Raw genomic sequence first — 16200 nt, 5'->3', positions numbered from 1 at the left:
GTATGAATTATCCTAAAGCTTTTGATGATTTGGTTGAATGTTTTAAAAGATTACCAGGAATTGGTGGAAAAAGTGCAGAACGTTTAGCTTATCATGTTTTATCAATGGACAAAGAACATGTACAAGAATTTGCTTCTGTATTATCAACTTTTCAAGATAAAATTCATTATTGTAAGATATGTGGACATATATGTGAAGGTGATACTTGTGATATTTGTAATGATCCAACAAGAGATCATTCAACTATCTGTGTTGTCGAATCGCCTAAAGATGTTTTTGCAATGGAAAAAGTAAAAGAATATCATGGTCTTTATCATGTTTTACATGGCACTATTTCTATTATTGATGGTAAAACGATGGATGATTTAAATATTCAATCTTTATTTAATCGTTTAGATGATCAAATAAAGGAAGTCATTATTGCAACGAATCCTACCCGTGAGGGGGAAACAACAGCTTTATTTTTAAGTAAATTATTAAATAAAAAGAATATTACGACAAGTCGTATTGCTAATGGATTACCAATAGGAAGTAATATTGATTATGCTGATGAGCTAACTTTGTTAAAATCATTAGAAGGAAGAAAAAAAATGTAAACATCTCATATAGTTATATGGGGTGTTTTTTATTAAATTAATAAAGAGAATCATGTTATCTTTATTATTAGTAATCATTACTAATAATATATTTTCAACCATTCATTTTCCATTTATTTTATGTTTCATTTTTTTCTTTATTTTTGGTATATATGGATTGATAATTTTTGTTATCATCACTATCATGAGATAATTAGACTTTATGTTCTATTTTAGATATAATATTGAATTAGAGGTGAGATTGTAATGAAGGGAAAATTTATAACATTAGAAGGTCCTGAAGGTAGTGGAAAGACAACAGCATGTCAAAATGTTGCGGAAATATTAAAACAACAAGGATATAAGGTTTTAATGACAAGAGAACCTGGCGGTGTTGATATTGCAGAACAAATTAGAAATATTATTTTAGATAAAAATAATACGAAAATGGATTATAAAACAGAAGCCTTACTGTATGCTGCAGCGAGAAGACAACATCTTGTTGAAAAAGTATTACCAGCTCTAAAAGATGGATATATTGTTTTATGTGATCGCTTTGTAGATAGTTCACTTGCATATCAAGGTGTTGCCAGAAATTTAGGAATAGATGAAGTATACCAAATGAATTTATTTGCAATTAATGATGTCATGCCAGATAAAACTATATTTTTTGATATTAATTATTTAGATGGATTAAAACGTATTCAAGATAATCAAAGAGAAACAAATCGTTTAGATTTGGAATCTACACAATTTCATAAACAGGTATATGAAGGCTATTTAGAAATCTGTGATAAATATCCTGATCGTATTGTTAAGATTGATGCGAGTTTATCACGTAATGAAGTGACACATCAATTATTAGAGGAAATTAATAAAATCTTATGATAAAAGATTATTTAATTGAAAATCAACCCATTTTTTATCAAATAATTAAAAATCAATTTGAAAACAATAAAATTCCCCATGCTTTTATTTTATCAGGCAACAATACTGAAAAAGCATTACAATTTCTAGCCATGTCTTTTATTTGTGATCAAAAACTTGCTTGCGAGCAATGTGTTGATTGTCAAAAAGTTTTGAATCATAAATATGCGGATATGATCGTATTTGATGGTTTAGAGTCTTCAATCAAAAAAACAAATATCGAATACATACAAGAAACTTTTAATAAAACATCTTTAGAAGGGAAAAATAAATTATATATATTAAAAAATATTGAATACTCATCTAAAGAAGCCATGAATACATTGTTAAAAATGTTAGAAGAACCAATACCAGGTATTTATTCTATTTTTACAACAAAAAATATGAATAAGGTTTTACCAACAATTCGATCACGATGTGAAGTGATTGAACTTAAACCTGATAGTCAATTAGAATTTATCAATCGACTCATTGAAAAAGGTATTGATCAAGAAAAAGCAAATATCTTATCTGATTTAACTAGAGATGTAGATGCTATTGACCAGTATGATGATGAAAAACTCGATTATATTATTTTACAAGTGATTAATTTTGTTGAAGATTTATTTACTAAAAGAGAAAATCTTATTATTAATACACAAACTAATCTTTTAAAGACATATAAAGATAAGGACAGTATAAAATTATTTTTACGTTTATTAACGCTTGCGTTAAAAGATATGTTTCACGTGAAACATAATCAAGAATTTATATATTATGTTAATCATATAGATTTATTTAAGTCGCTAGAATTTGACAATGATGATATAATTAAGAAGATTGAATTAGTATTAGAAACTTTGTATCTTATAGATACAAATGCGAATATTTCATTACTTATGGATAGTATGATGTTTAGATTATAGAAAGGATATGCATATGGCTGAAAAAAAACTAGCAAGTGTAAAATTTAAGAACGCTGGTAAAGTATATTATTTCTCTACTGATCTATTATTAGATAAAGGTGAAAATGTAGTTGTTGAAACTGCTAGAGGTCTTGAGTTAGGGGAAATATCTCAAGAATTAAAAGATTTATCAGAGTTCGATTTAGATACAGAACTTAAACATATTTTAAGAAAAGCAACAAAAAGAGATATTGATAATTTTGAAAAAAACTTAATTGATGCTCAAAAAGCATTAGAAACATGTAAAGAAATCGTTTCTCGTTATGATATTAACATGCAATTAACTAAATGCGAATATACGTTAGATAAGGCTAAGATTATCTTTATGTATACATCAGACGATCGAGTTGACTTCAGAGAATTACTTAAAGAATTAGCTACTGTATTTAGATGTCGTATTGAGTTAAGACAAATTGGTCCCCGAGATAAGGCTAAGGTTGTTGGTGGAATTGGTACATGTGGTTTACCACTTTGTTGTTCAACAATGCTTGGCGAATTTAATGGTGTTTCTATTAACATGGCAAAAAATCAAATGCTTGCGATTAATATTGATAAAATATCAGGTGCTTGTGGTAGATTATTATGTTGTTTAAAATATGAGGATGATATTTATACTCAAGAAAAGAAAAGATTTCCTAAAATTGGATCAAAAGTGAAATATGAAGGAAATGATGTTAAAGTATTAGGACTTAATGTTATTAGTGATTTAGTAAAGATTGACTCAAAAAATGGAGTTATCTTTGTTAGTTTAGATGAGATTACATTTGATAAAAATAATAATAATCATAACAATAATCATCATGTACATAAAGGTAAAAAAAATGAACGATAACGAAATACTTAACTATCTATTAGCACATAAAGATCTTAAGATTATCCAAAGAAAGGACATGTTCCATTTTTCTTTGGATACTGTTTTACTTGCAAACTTCTGTACAATTAATAAAGATGTAAAGGAAATTGTTGACTTTGGTACTAACAATGCTGCAATTCCTTTATTGTTATCAAAAAGAACTCATAAACACATAACAGGAATCGAAATACAAGAAGAAGCAGCAGATTTAGCTAAAAAAAATGTATCAATGAATCAACTAAATGACCAAATTGAAATCATTCATGATGATATAGCAAATCATGTTATTGATTGTAATACAAAAGCTCAATTAGTTGTTTGTAATCCACCATTTTTTAGAGTTGATGAGGATAGTAATTTAAATGAAAATGAATATCTAACAATTGCAAGACATGAAATCAAAATTGATCTTGAAGGTATTATAAAAAGTGCTGCACGAATATTAGATAACAAGGGACGTTTGGCAATGGTTCATCGACCAGATCGCATGATTGAAATATTGAATCTTATGCAAAAGTATGATATTGAGCCTAAAAGAATACGTTTTGTATATCCTAAAGTAAATAGAGATTCTCATGTACTTTTAGTTGAAGGAATATTTAAAGGTAAAAAAGGAATAAAAATAGAACCACCTTTATATGCTCATAATGACGATGGAAGTTACAGTAATGAAGTAAGAAAAATGTTTGGAGAGATTATTGATGAATAGACAAAAAAGTTTTGAAAACAATTTATCTACATTATATATTGTTGCTACACCAATAGGTAATCTAGATGAAATGACAATCAGATCATTAAAAATATTAGAAGAAGTCAATTATATTGCTGCAGAAGATACACGTAATACTATTAAGTTACTTAATCATTTTAATATTTCAACAAAACTTATTTCTCATCATGAACACAATATAGAGAAGTCAATACCTAAATTAATTTCATTATTAAAAGAAGGTAACGATATAGCTTTGGTAAGTGATGCAGGATATCCAGCTATTTCTGATCCTGGATATGAGTTGGTTAAAGCTTGCATTAACGAAAACATTAATGTAGTACCAATCAGTGGTGCTAATGCATGCTTAGATGCTTTGGTAGTTTCAGGTATTACGCCACAACCGTTTATGTTTTATGGATTCTTAGATCATTTAGACAAGAAAAAAAAGAAAGAATTAGAAAGTTTAAAAAATTATAAAGAAACAATCGTATATTATGAATCACCACATAGAATTAAAAAGACATTAAATTTAATGCATAAAATTTTAGGAGATAGACATATTTCATTATGTAGAGAACTAACTAAGAAACATGAAGAAATTATTCGTGGAACAATCTCAGAAGTATTAGAAATTGTAGATGAATTAAAAGGTGAAATGGTAATTGTTGTTGAAGGAAATAATGAACAAGAAGAAGTCATTGAATTTGAGACAACAATTAAAGAAGATGTTGATATGTATATTGAAAAGGGTATGTCAACAAAAGATGCAATCAAGGAAGTTGCAAAACAAAGAAGTCTAAATAAAAATGCTGTTTACAAAGAATATCATCAATAATGTTTCACGTGAAACATTATTGGTTAAAATAATAGTGTTAACAAGCATAAAGTTGACTTTTAAATTAGAGTTTGATAAAGTTTAATAGTATGAAAAATGCAAAGATTGGAAAATGATAAAGTAATACTTTTTAGAGAACTAGTGGTTGGTGAAAACTAGTAGTTAGCTTTATGTGATGGGCCATGAGCAGTTATCCTGAATAGTTAAGGATAAACGTTAACTGCGTTAAAGTTTTGAGTGACATACATTGTATTGTATGTAAAAAAGGTGGTACCGCGATTATTCGTCCTTTTACAGAAGGACGATTTTTTTATTGGGAGGAAAGTATGAAAGAAAAAAAAGATTTTTATTTAACAACTGCAATTACTTATACATCAGGTAAACCTCATATTGGAAATACATATGAAATTATTTTAGCTGATGCAATAGCGAGATTTAAAAGACAAGAAGGTTACAATGTTTATTTTCAAACTGGTACAGATGAACATGGACAAAAAATTGAAATTAAGGCCAATGAAGCAGGAATTGAACCTAAAGCTTATGTTGATAAAGTAGCTGGTGAAGTAAAACGTATTTGGGATATGATGGATACAACATATGATCGTTTTATGCGTACAACTGATGAATATCATGAAAAACAAGTTCAAAAGATTTTTAAAAAATTATATGATCAAGGTGATATTTATTTAGGACATTATGAAGGTAAATATTGTACAGCATGTGAATCATTTTTCACAGAATCACAATTAGTAGATGGTAAATGTCCTGATTGTGGTGGACCGGTACATGATGCAAAAGAAGAAGCTTATTTCTTTAAATTATCCAAATATCAAGATCGTTTAATTAAACATATTGAAGAACATCCAGAATTTATTCAACCTGTATCAAGAAAAAATGAAATGATGAATAACTTCTTAAAACCAGGTTTACAAGATTTATGTGTATCTCGTACATCATTTAAATGGTCTATTCCAGTTGACTTTGATCCAAAACATGTTGTGTATGTATGGATTGATGCCTTAACAAACTATATTACAGGATTAGGTTATGACGTTGATGGAAATCATGGTGACTTATATAAAAAGTATTGGCCTGCAGATTTACATTTAATTGGTAAAGATATTGTTAGATTCCATACAATTTACTGGCCAATTATGTTAATGGCATTAGATATTCCTTTACCAAAACAAGTATTTGGTCATCCTTGGTTATTACAAGGTGAAAGTAAAATGTCTAAATCAAAAGGTAATGTTATTTATGCTGATGACTTAGTTGATTTATTTGGTGTAGATGCAGTTAGATATTATGTATTACATGAAATTCCATATGATAATGATGGAAGTATTACATGGGATTTATTAGTAGAAAGAATTAATAGTGATTTAGCTAATGTATTAGGTAACTTAGTTAATCGTACAATAGCTATGTCTAATAAATATTTTGGGGGTATTGTTGAAAATAAAAACGTATCTGAAGATGTTGATCAAGAATTAAAAGATCTAGCACTAGCAATGCCAGCAAAAGCCATTGAAAAAATGGATGAATATAAAGCATCAAATGCATTAGATGAAATCTTTAATTTATTAAGAAGAACAAATAAATACATTGACGAAACTATGCCATGGGCATTAGCTAAAGATGAAACTAAAAAAGATCGTTTAGCTACAGTTTTATATAACTTAATTGAAGCTATTCGTTTTAGTGCGGTTATGTTAGTTCCATATATTCCATCTACAGCTCAAAAAATCTTAGATCAAATTAATACAGATGCTAGAGATTTTGATAGTTTAAAAGAATTTGGTGTATATAAATCTGGTACTAAAGTAGTTGAAAAACCAGAAATGTTATTTGCAAGATTGGATCCTAAAGAAATTGCTAAAAAAGTATCTGAAATAGAAGCTAAGCAAAAAGCATCTATTAAAAAAGCAAAAGAAAAATTAGAAACAAAAGAAGAAATTACAATTGATGATTTCTCTAAAATAGAATTAAAAGTAGGAACAGTATTAAAATGTGAAAAACATCCTAATGCAGATAAATTATTAGTAAGTCAAATTGATATTGGTGAAGATCAACCAAGACAAATTGTAAGTGGTATTGCTGAACTATACAAACCAGAAGAATTTGTAGGAAGAAAAGTTGTAGTAGTATCTAATTTAAAACCTGCAAAACTTAGAGGTGTAGAATCTCAAGGTATGATTCTTGCAGGTGGAGATAAAAAAGTATTAGGTGTATTAGATGCTGGAGACTTACCTAACGGTACAACAATTAGATAGTAAAAAGAACGCATGAAACCATGCGTTTTTTTAATTATGACTATATTTTTAAAAAGATATATATTATAATAGGCAAGTACAAAGTAAAATTGAATAATATTTATAGGTTTCAATATATTTACACTATCTTGAATTAAGAAGGAATCAGGTGAAATACCTGAACGGTCCCGCCGCCGTAATGTGGAGAATAAGCAAAAGTCACTGGAAAACTGGGAAGACGCTTAAACAATGAAACAGAGTCGGAATACTTGCCTATATCTAAGGATACACTTTACGGAGTATAAAGTAGTTCTTCTAGATTTTAACTAGGATAACTATGCCTAGTTTTTTATTTAGAAGTTATTTAATTTGAAAGGGGAAAGAACATGAAAATGAAAAAAATTATTTGCAGTCTTATGATATCTGTACTATGTTTTATGACTGCAATATCTGGTGTATCAGCAGCAAATACATATGATACAAACAAATTGTTAGATGCAGCAGATAAAGTAAAAGCTTATTATAAGAAAAATGGTTTAACAAAATATAGTACTTATGAATATTATGGGCAAACTTATAATAATTTAGGAGATTATCTCAATGATATGATTGCTTATGAAGCTTTAGGTGGAGAAGTAGAAGATGATTTTGATATTTCTGATTTTGAATCAAATTTAAATGGGAATATATCAACTGTAAATGCACTTGCCAAAGAAATCATTGTTGCAAAATTATTAAAGAAAGATCCTACAAATTTAACTATTAATGGTTCATCAGTAAATTTAGTAAATGAATTAGAAAGCAAAATAGATGATAAGGGATGTTTTGGTAAAAAGTTAGGAAGCAACATTGATATTTGGGGATTACTTGCTTTAGAATCAGTTTCATCATCTAAAGTCCAATTAGTTGCAAACCATATCGCCTCAGATATTAATGAAGATGGTGGATTTTGGAATTTTGACTACTATGATTCAACTAAAAAGAATTCAGGATGTGATGTTACTGGTTGGGGTATTGAAGCTTTAAGTATTGCAGGGAAAAAACAATATTCTTCAACTATTCAAAAAGCAATTGGATATTTAAAAGAACAACAAAATGATGTAGGATTTCCTGATTATGGATCAGTTAACCCAGATAGTCAAGCTTGTGCAATTGAAGGATTATCTGTATATAATAGAGATGACTTATTAAATGGTTTATACAATAAAAATAATTCAAATCAAATTGATGTTTTATTAAATTATCAAAATACTGATACAGGATCATTTTGGTACAATAATGCAGGAGAAGAAAATAGATATGCTACTCAAGATGCTGCAAGAGCAATGGGTACTATTATTAACGGTAGCGTAATTTATAAAGCAATCGGTTATGGAAATCCTGATTCAACATTAACAAGAGTAGAAGTTAAACCTGCTCAAACTCCAACTCAAACAGAAAATAAAAACGATAGTCAATCACCAAAAAAAGATCAAACAGCTACTGCTGTAAAAACTGGAGATAATACAAGTGTTACTGTATTTGTTTCATTATCTATGATTTCAGCAGGATTATTCTTAGTATTAAGAAAAGAAAATGAAAAAGCTTGTTAATAAATTTAAAGCATTAGATTTAAGTAAAAGAATTGTAATAATTTTTATTACAATTTCTTTTGTTTTTATAGGTGGTTTTTCATTTTACAATGGAATCACAGGAAATTATCAAAATCAATCGATAGTACAAAAAGATACTATAAGTCAAAAGAATACTAAGAAAAAGAAAGTAAAAAAAGAAGATACTAATCAACAAGAAAATGAGGAGAGTAAAAATGTAGATTCTCAAAGTAATGTTGTTAGTAACGAGGCTAATCAAAGTACTTCCAAAAGTACAACATCATCATCAAGTAATAAAAGTAATGAAGCAAACAAATCGAGTCATAGTGAAACCAGTACATCACAAAATAACCAAGTACAATCTGGAAGTCAATCAACAAACAATAATCAATCAAATCATCAGTCAACATCTCAAACCCCAAATGAAGAAGCAATAAATGTGAGCATTCAAGTTTATGGAATGGGAAACTTAATGATGAGTGGAAATGTTAATGTTGAAAAAGGAACAAGTGTTTATGATGTTTTGACTAAAGTTGCATCACAAAATGGACTAGGTGTTTACGGAAGTAAAATATATGTAAAAGGTATTGGCGATTTATTCGAAAAACAACATGGTAATATGTCGGGATGGATGTATAGTGTTAATGGAGTATTTCCCAATAAATCATGTGGTTATTATAGTTTAGAAAATAATGATAAAATTGTATGGCGCTATGTCAATTATAATTAAAGGAATAAAAAATGAATTCAGATAAAGTAAAGGAAATAAGTTTAATAGGAATATTAGCAGCAGTGAATATTGCTTCAAGAATATATCTTCAAGCATTACCGAACATTAAACCAGTAACATCCATTATTATTATTTCTGTTATGTTATTTGGTTTATCTTTTGGAGTAAAATTAAGTATAGTGACGACAGTTGTTTCTAATTTGTTTTTAGGAATGGGAACATGGACGTTCTTTCAAATACTTGCATGGGTTGTTATTTGTTTAATAACGCAAATTTTATTAGATTTTTTAAAGAAAATAAATAAGGAACCGAAAGTGTTCCCTATGGCGATATTTTCATTTTTTATGGGTTATGCATTTGGAATAGTTGTTTCATTAGAACAGCTTATGTTAGGTGGTCCAGCTTTATATATTGTTTATTATACAGCAGGTCTTTTATTTGATACGTTTCACGCTGTTGGAAATTTCTTCTTCTATTTAATATGTGCCCCTATACTGATGAAGGTATTAAAAAAAGAGTCAGAAAGAATAAAATTAAAACAAGGTTCAATGTGAACCTTGTTATTTTTTTGGAGCTAATTTATCAAGTAAACCAGATTTCTTTAATGCTGGTTGAATAGCTATATATAATAATGAAGCAACGATAACACTAATAATTGCATTTGTTGAAGTTGTGATACCATTCCATGCTGCAAGTGCTTTTGCTGCATCTGCTGGTGCACCAAGAATGACACTGTTATAGAAGTATCCAAATAATGGTTCTCCAACAACATTGAAGAATAAACCAGCAATACTTGAAACAATTACTGCAATATATAATCTTTTTCCTTCTAATTCCTTCACGTGAAACACATGATGAGCAACAAGTCCAGTGACAACCCCAATCATTAATTTTAAAATAATTGTCTTAGGCGCATATGTAACATAAATAGGATCTAGTAAATCCCCAATTCCCATACCAATAGAACCAGCAATTCCACCAGGTACACCACCTACTAATAAGGCAGCTAAAACAACAAAGGTATTTCCTAAATGGAAAGAAGTATAACCCCCAGGTGTTGGAATCTTTATTTGCAAGAATGTAAAACTAATGTAAGCTAAAGCTGCCATTAACCCTACGGTTGCAATCTTTAAAGTTTTATTATTCATTTTTATTTTCCCCCTCTATAAAACTTGAACCTATGTTATCACTATACTGTCATTAAAAAAATAGCCAATTTGCCTAAAAAATAATGGACAGTTTATAAAAAACAAAACCTAGACAATAACCCTGGTTTCGTTTTACAATAGATAATGATTAAAGGAACGGTGATAATATGATAGTAAATGAAACAGCAGTAAAACAAATACTTAATGAAGTACAACCAGCAACACTTGTTGCAGCAACAAAATATGTAGATGAAAAAGAAATCGAAAAGTTAGAAGCATTAGGTGTTCAATGTTTTGGAGAAAATAGAGTACAAGCTTTTCTAGATAAATATGAAAAATATCATGGTCAAGGTGATTTTCATTTTATTGGAACATTACAACCTAATAAAGTAAAATACATTATTGATAAAGTTAAGTTAATTCATGCTGTAGATCGTTATTCGTTAATGAAAGAAATTGAAAAACAGGCAGCAAAACATGATTTAGTGATGCCGGTATTAATTCAAGTCAATATTGCTAAAGAAGAAAGTAAACATGGTTTTGAAGTTGAAGAAATAGATGAAGTTTTCCAACAAGTTCAACAGTATAAACATATTGATGTAAAAGGACTCATGATGATGGCACCTAACATTGATGAGACTGAAACAGAAAAGTATTTTGCACAAACACAAGCATTACTTCAAAGATTACAAAAAGATTATCCAATGTATGAACTTAATCAGTTATCAATGGGAATGTCTAATGACTATCATCAAGCATTAAAACATGGAGCAACATATATTCGTATTGGTAGAGCATTATTTAAAGATGAGTAGACAATTTTGTCTACTTTTATTTTGGCTTATTTATTGACATTAAGGAATAAAAAAGTATAATGTTAGCGACCTAACAAAAGGAGAAAAAAATGCATAAAGGTGTCGGATTAGAAATTATGATTCTATCAAGATTAATTGGTAGAAAGTTAAATGGAATTTGTAATCAGCCAAATGAAAAAATATCAGGACCGCAAGGATTAATCCTTGCTTATTTATTGAGTAGTGAAGAAGATGTTTTTCAAAAAGATATTGAAAGAGAATTTGATATTCGTCGTTCAACTGCTACAGGTTTACTTCATTCATTAGAACAACAAGGTTATATTATAAAGGAAGAAGTAAACTATGATGCAAGGTTAAAAAAATTGGTGGTTACGGAAAAAGCGTTATGTATAAGTCAAAGTATTACAGAGAGAAAAAAAGATATCGAATTAAAATTAATTCAAGGATTGAATCCAGAAGAGATTGATTGTTTTTTTAATGTGGTAAATAAGATGAAAAACAATCTCAATAAGGAGGAGAAAAATGGATAAGAAGTATTATATGGGGATTGACGTAGGAAGTACGACAGTCAAGATTTATTTAGAAAATGAACAAGGTGAATGTGTTTTTTCAAAATATATGCGCCACTTTTCTGATGTAAAAGCAACAATTGAAACCTTATTAAAAGAAGTCAAAGACCAATTTGGTGATTTACCAGTTAATGTTGTGATGACTGGATCAGGTGGTTTATCATTATCAAAATACTTAGATGTTGAATTTGTACAAGAAGTGATTGCTTGTACTAAGACAGTAGAAACCTATATTCCTGAATGTGATGTAGCAATTGAATTAGGTGGTGAAGATGCAAAAATTACTTATTTTGAATCTTCATTAGAACAACGTATGAACGGTACATGTGCCGGAGGAACAGGAGCATTCATTGACCAAATGGCATCTTTATTACAAACTGATGCAGGAGGTTTAAATGAATTAGCTAAAGATTATACTCAGATTTATCCAATAGCATCACGTTGTGGGGTTTTCGCTAAAACTGATATACAACCTTTAATTAATGAAGGGGCTAATAAAGAAGATATTGCAATGAGTATTTTCCAAGCTGTTGTCAATCAAACTATTAGTGGTTTAGCTTGTGGAAAACCAATTCGTGGAAAAGTTGCTTTTTTAGGAGGACCATTATATTTCTTAGATCAATTACGTCAACGTTTTATAGATACCTTAAATCTAAAAGATGAAGATATTATTTTCCCTCAAAATTCACAATTATTTGTGGCGATGGGAGCATGTATTTTATCTAAAGAAGATAAAATTAAAACAACATCATTAGCACATCTTGTTACTGAATTAGAAAATCTAAAAGATGGTATTCATGATGAAACTCAAACATTAAAACCATTATTTGAATCTGAAGAAGATAAAAAAGAATTTAGAGAACGTCATTATCATACAAAAGTAAAGAAAAATGATTTAAAAACATATCAAGGTAAAGCTTATTTAGGAATTGATGTAGGATCTACAACATCTAAAGCTGTATTAATTGATGATCAAGGATCAGTCTTATATACTTTCTATTCTTCTAATGAAGGAAACCCTATTCAAGTTGTAGTTAAGATATTAAACGAATTATATGATGTCATGCCTGAGGGTGTTGAACTCGCTTATGCAGGATCAACAGGGTATGGTGAAGCTTTAATTAAAGCAGCATTTAAATTAGATACCAGTGAAGTAGAAACAATTTCTCACTTTACAGCAGCTAAATATTTTAAAGAAGATGTTTCTTTCATTCTTGATATTGGTGGTCAGGATATGAAAGCAATTAAAATAGAAGATGGTATTATTCAAGATATCTTATTAAATGAAGCATGTTCATCAGGATGTGGTTCATTTATCGAAACATTTTCTAAATCATTAGGATATAACGTACAAGATTTTGCTAATCTAGCATTAGAATCAACAGCCCCAATTGACTTAGGATCACGTTGTACGGTATTTATGAATTCTAAAGTAAAACAAGCACAAAAAGAAGGTGCTAAGATAGAAGATATCTCAGCCGGTTTAGCTTATTCAGTTATTAAAAATGCACTATATAAAGTTATTAAATTAAGATCACCAGAAAGTATTGGTCAATCAGTATTAGTTCAAGGGGGAACATTCTATAATGAATCAGTATTACGTGCCTTTGAACAAGAAACAGGTATTCATGCTATTCGTCCTGATATTGCAGGATTAATGGGAGCATTTGGAATTGCTTTACTAGCAAGAGAACGTGATGAAGGAAAAGGCTCAACAATTTTAAATCGCCAACAATTAAATGAATTTACATATGATAGTTCTATTCGTTATTGTCAAAAATGTACTAACCATTGTATGTTAACAGTTTCTACATTTAATGATGGTAGTGAACATATCAGTGGTAATAGATGTGAAAGAGGAGCAAACTTACCTCCAGTATCTAAAAAATTACCAAACTTATATGATTATAAATATCGTCGTATCTTTAACTATCGTTCTTTATCTAATGAAAAGGCATATCGTGGTACGGTAGGTATTCCTAGAGTATTAAATATGTATGAAAACTATCCTTTCTGGCATACATTATTTACTGATTTAGGATTTAGAGTTGTTTTATCTCCTCGTTCAAGTAAAAAGATATATGAAAAAGGAATTGAAACAATTCCTTCAGAAAGTGTATGTTATCCAGCTAAATTAGTTCATGGACATATTGAGTCATTGATTGAAAAAGGAATTAAATACATATTCTATCCATCAGTAGCTTATGAAAGAATAGAAAATATTCATCAAGGAAACCATTATAACTGTCCAGTTGTCACTTCTTATCCTGAAGTTATTAGAAATAACGTAGATCATTTAGAAGAAGATCAAATTATTTTTAGAAATCCATTTATGGATTTAAGTAATAAAAAGACAATGTTTACTAACTTAAAAGATGAATTTAAATCATTCCAAATTAAAGATAGTGAACTAAAAAAAGCAATTGAACATGCTTATCAAGAATTACAACAATGTCGATTAGATATTAGAGAACAAGGAGAAACTGTTTTAAAATATCTAAAAGAAAACAATATGATGGGGGTTGTTTTATCAGGTAGACCTTATCATGTTGACCCAGAAATTAATCATGGTATTGCTGATTTGATTACTGGTGAAGGAATGGCGGTTCTTACAGAAGACAGTGTTTGTCATTTAGATCAAGAACTTGATGAATTGCGTGTTGTAGATCAATGGACATATCACTCAAGAATGTATCATGCAGCTTCATTTGTTTCTACCCAACCACAATTACAATTAATCCAATTAACATCATTTGGATGTGGTTTAGACGCAGTGACTGCTGATCAAGTTGCTGAAATCTTAAATGCTCGTCATAAAATCTATACTTTAATTAAGATTGATGAAGGAAGTAACTTAGGAGCTATTCGTATTCGTATCCGTTCTTTAAAAGCAACAATCTTAAAACAAGAACAAACGGAAACTTTACCACCACGTTATCAGCCAACTAAAGTCCCATTTACAAAAGAAATGAAAGAACAAGGATGGACTATTTTATGTCCTCAAATGTCACCAATTCATTTCCAATTTGTAGAAAAAGCAATGCAAAACAGTGGTTATAATTTAGTTGTCTTACCATCAGTAGATAAAGGTGCTATTGAAGCTGGTTTAAAATATGTAAATAATGATGCATGTTATCCAAGTATTTTAGTAGCTGGACAAATGATGGAAGCATTAACAAGTGGAAAATATGATATCAATAAAACAGCAGTTATTATCTCGCAAACTGGTGGAGGATGTCGTGCTACCAACTATATTGCCTTTATTAGAAAAGCATTAAAAGATGCAGGAATGGAACAAGTTCCGGTTATCAGTGCTAACTTACAAGGAATTGAATCTAACCCAGGATTCAAAATTACATATAGTCTAGCTAAAAAGGTTATTATTGGGGCAATGTATGGTGACTTATTTATGCGTGTTCTTTATCGTGTAAGACCATATGAAGCTAAGAAAAATAGTGCTAATGAATTATATGAATCATGGTTAGAACGTTGTAATCAAAATGTATGTAATGGAAGTTTAAAAGAATTTAAAAAGAATGTTTATCAAATTGTTAAAGAATTTGATGAATTACCTTTATTAGATATTAAAAAACCAAGAGTTGGTTTAGTAGGAGAAATCCTAGTTAAATTCCATCCAACAGCAAATAATCAAATTGTTGATATTATTGAAAGAGAAGGTGGCGAAGCAGTCATGCCAGATTTAATTGACTTCTTCCAATATTGTTTCTATAGCACACAATTTGAACACGAACATTTTAATGCTACTAAAAATGCAGCCCGTTTATGTAACTTTGGTGTTAAAGCTGTTGATTACTTAAGAAAAGATATGATTAAAGCATTGAAGAAATCTAATCGATTTGATCCACCTGCTTCAATTGATCATTTAGCTAAAAAAGCAAATGAAATTGTTTCAATCGGTAACCAAACAGGAGAAGGTTGGTTCTTAACTGGGGAAATGATAGAGTTAATTGAATCAGGAGCACCAAATATTGTATGTATGCAACCATTTGGTTGTCTACCTAACCATGTTACTGGTAAAGGAGCGATTAAGGCTTTACGTAAAAAATATCCTGAAAGTAACATTGTAGCAATTGACTACGATCCAGGTGCAAGTGAAGTTAACCAGTTAAACCGTATTAAACTTATGTTATCAACAGCCTTTAAAAACTTAAATAACGAGAAATAGTCAAAACTATTTCTCTCAGATTGTTGACAAACCTATACCTTTACATAAAGATATAGGTTTTT

14 protein-coding genes, 1 riboswitch and 1 other annotated feature are annotated in these 16200 nt (G+C 29.3%); of the genes, 13 read left to right on the top strand and 1 reads right to left on the bottom strand.

Annotation, left to right across the window (positions count from 1 at the left end):
- The first annotated feature begins 2 nt into the window (after window positions 1–2).
- The 10 genes from recR (at window position 3) to DWZ53_RS06900 (ending at window position 9974) form a co-directional block, all read left to right on the top strand.
- Window positions 3–596 carry a recombination mediator RecR gene (recR, locus tag DWZ53_RS06945; protein ID WP_118432970.1) on the top strand — a complete coding sequence of 198 codons (594 nt, stop codon included), beginning with the start codon at window positions 3–5 and terminating at the stop codon, window positions 594–596.
- A 246-nt stretch (window positions 597–842) separates the two neighbouring features.
- Window positions 843–1463 (top strand): dTMP kinase, encoded by a 621-nt coding sequence (tmk, locus tag DWZ53_RS06940; RefSeq protein WP_118432969.1) that lies wholly within the window; start codon window positions 843–845, stop codon window positions 1461–1463.
- On the top strand, window positions 1460–2407 hold the full coding sequence (locus DWZ53_RS06935; RefSeq protein ID WP_233541859.1) for a hypothetical protein: 948 nt from the start codon (window positions 1460–1462) through the stop codon (window positions 2405–2407). The genes tmk and DWZ53_RS06935 overlap by 4 nt, the downstream gene beginning before the upstream one ends.
- 13 nt (window positions 2408–2420) lie before the next feature.
- Window positions 2421–3278: a regulatory iron-sulfur-containing complex subunit RicT gene (locus DWZ53_RS06930; protein ID WP_118432968.1), complete on the top strand. Its 858-nt coding sequence runs from the start codon at window positions 2421–2423 to the stop codon at window positions 3276–3278.
- Window positions 3268–4008, top strand: a complete 741-nt coding sequence (locus DWZ53_RS06925; protein ID WP_118432967.1) for a tRNA1(Val) (adenine(37)-N6)-methyltransferase — start codon at window positions 3268–3270, stop codon at window positions 4006–4008. Before DWZ53_RS06930 ends, DWZ53_RS06925 begins: the two co-directional genes overlap by 11 nt.
- Window positions 4001–4846 carry a 16S rRNA (cytidine(1402)-2'-O)-methyltransferase gene (gene rsmI, locus DWZ53_RS06920; protein ID WP_118432966.1) on the top strand — a complete coding sequence of 282 codons (846 nt, stop codon included), beginning with the start codon at window positions 4001–4003 and terminating at the stop codon, window positions 4844–4846. Before DWZ53_RS06925 ends, rsmI begins: the two co-directional genes overlap by 8 nt.
- Before the next feature lie 92 nt (window positions 4847–4938).
- Window positions 4939–5140, top strand: a binding site (T-box leader).
- Window positions 5128–7119 carry a methionine--tRNA ligase gene (metG, locus tag DWZ53_RS06915; RefSeq protein ID WP_255415313.1) on the top strand — a complete coding sequence of 664 codons (1992 nt, stop codon included), beginning with the start codon at window positions 5128–5130 and terminating at the stop codon, window positions 7117–7119. It overlaps the preceding feature by 13 nt.
- An 87-nt stretch (window positions 7120–7206) precedes the next feature.
- Window positions 7207–7390: riboswitch (cobalamin riboswitch) on the top strand.
- Window positions 7391–7484: 94 nt separating this feature from the next.
- The gene (locus tag DWZ53_RS06910; protein WP_118432964.1) at window positions 7485–8690 is read left to right on the top strand and encodes a prenyltransferase/squalene oxidase repeat-containing protein; all 1206 of its coding nucleotides are present in this window, start codon (window positions 7485–7487) and stop codon (window positions 8688–8690) included.
- Complete coding sequence (locus DWZ53_RS06905) at window positions 8674–9420, top strand: DUF4430 domain-containing protein (protein WP_118432963.1); 747 nt, start codon at window positions 8674–8676, stop codon at window positions 9418–9420. Before DWZ53_RS06910 ends, DWZ53_RS06905 begins: the two co-directional genes overlap by 17 nt.
- 11 nt (window positions 9421–9431) lie before the next feature.
- Window positions 9432–9974 carry an ECF transporter S component gene (locus DWZ53_RS06900; RefSeq protein ID WP_118432962.1) on the top strand — a complete coding sequence of 181 codons (543 nt, stop codon included), beginning with the start codon at window positions 9432–9434 and terminating at the stop codon, window positions 9972–9974.
- A gap of 6 nt (window positions 9975–9980) precedes the next feature.
- On the opposite strand, the gene DWZ53_RS06895 is transcribed toward DWZ53_RS06900, so the two are convergent.
- Window positions 9981–10568, bottom strand: a complete 588-nt coding sequence (locus tag DWZ53_RS06895) for an ECF transporter S component (protein ID WP_118432961.1) — start codon at window positions 10566–10568, stop codon at window positions 9981–9983.
- A 167-nt stretch (window positions 10569–10735) separates the two neighbouring features.
- Between DWZ53_RS06895 and DWZ53_RS06890 the strand changes: the two genes are divergently transcribed.
- The 3 genes from DWZ53_RS06890 (at window position 10736) to DWZ53_RS06880 (ending at window position 16138) form a co-directional block, all read left to right on the top strand.
- A complete protein-coding gene (locus tag DWZ53_RS06890; protein ID WP_118432960.1) occupies window positions 10736–11383 on the top strand; it encodes a YggS family pyridoxal phosphate-dependent enzyme in 648 nt (215 codons plus the stop codon).
- An 89-nt stretch (window positions 11384–11472) separates the two neighbouring features.
- On the top strand, window positions 11473–11913 hold the full coding sequence (locus tag DWZ53_RS06885; RefSeq protein WP_118432959.1) for a MarR family winged helix-turn-helix transcriptional regulator: 441 nt from the start codon (window positions 11473–11475) through the stop codon (window positions 11911–11913).
- Window positions 11906–16138: a 2-hydroxyacyl-CoA dehydratase gene (locus DWZ53_RS06880; RefSeq protein WP_118432958.1), complete on the top strand. Its 4233-nt coding sequence runs from the start codon at window positions 11906–11908 to the stop codon at window positions 16136–16138. Before DWZ53_RS06885 ends, DWZ53_RS06880 begins: the two co-directional genes overlap by 8 nt.
- Window positions 16139–16200 lie beyond the last annotated feature (62 nt).

It is taken from the genome of Coprobacillus sp. AF33-1AC (assembly GCF_003475785.1).
Lineage (GTDB): Bacteria > Bacillota_I > Bacilli_A > Erysipelotrichales > Coprobacillaceae > Faecalibacillus.
This window is presented reverse-complemented; position numbering and strand designations above follow the sequence as displayed.

Coding starts and splice junctions, on each gene's coding strand:
- recR (WP_118432970.1), top strand. CDS start 3: ATGAATTATCCTAAAGCTTTTGATGATTTGGTTGAATGTTTTAAAAGA.
- tmk (WP_118432969.1), top strand. CDS start 843: ATGAAGGGAAAATTTATAACATTAGAAGGTCCTGAAGGTAGTGGAAAG.
- DWZ53_RS06895 (WP_118432961.1), bottom strand. CDS start 10,568: ATGAATAATAAAACTTTAAAGATTGCAACCGTAGGGTTAATGGCAGCT.
- DWZ53_RS06910 (WP_118432964.1), top strand. CDS start 7,485: ATGAAAATGAAAAAAATTATTTGCAGTCTTATGATATCTGTACTATGT.
- rsmI (WP_118432966.1), top strand. CDS start 4,001: ATGAATAGACAAAAAAGTTTTGAAAACAATTTATCTACATTATATATT.
- DWZ53_RS06925 (WP_118432967.1), top strand. CDS start 3,268: ATGAACGATAACGAAATACTTAACTATCTATTAGCACATAAAGATCTT.
- DWZ53_RS06930 (WP_118432968.1), top strand. CDS start 2,421: ATGGCTGAAAAAAAACTAGCAAGTGTAAAATTTAAGAACGCTGGTAAA.
- DWZ53_RS06905 (WP_118432963.1), top strand. CDS start 8,674: ATGAAAAAGCTTGTTAATAAATTTAAAGCATTAGATTTAAGTAAAAGA.
- DWZ53_RS06885 (WP_118432959.1), top strand. CDS start 11,473: ATGCATAAAGGTGTCGGATTAGAAATTATGATTCTATCAAGATTAATT.
- DWZ53_RS06890 (WP_118432960.1), top strand. CDS start 10,736: ATGATAGTAAATGAAACAGCAGTAAAACAAATACTTAATGAAGTACAA.
- DWZ53_RS06900 (WP_118432962.1), top strand. CDS start 9,432: ATGAATTCAGATAAAGTAAAGGAAATAAGTTTAATAGGAATATTAGCA.
- DWZ53_RS06880 (WP_118432958.1), top strand. CDS start 11,906: ATGGATAAGAAGTATTATATGGGGATTGACGTAGGAAGTACGACAGTC.
- DWZ53_RS06935 (WP_233541859.1), top strand. CDS start 1,460: ATGATAAAAGATTATTTAATTGAAAATCAACCCATTTTTTATCAAATA.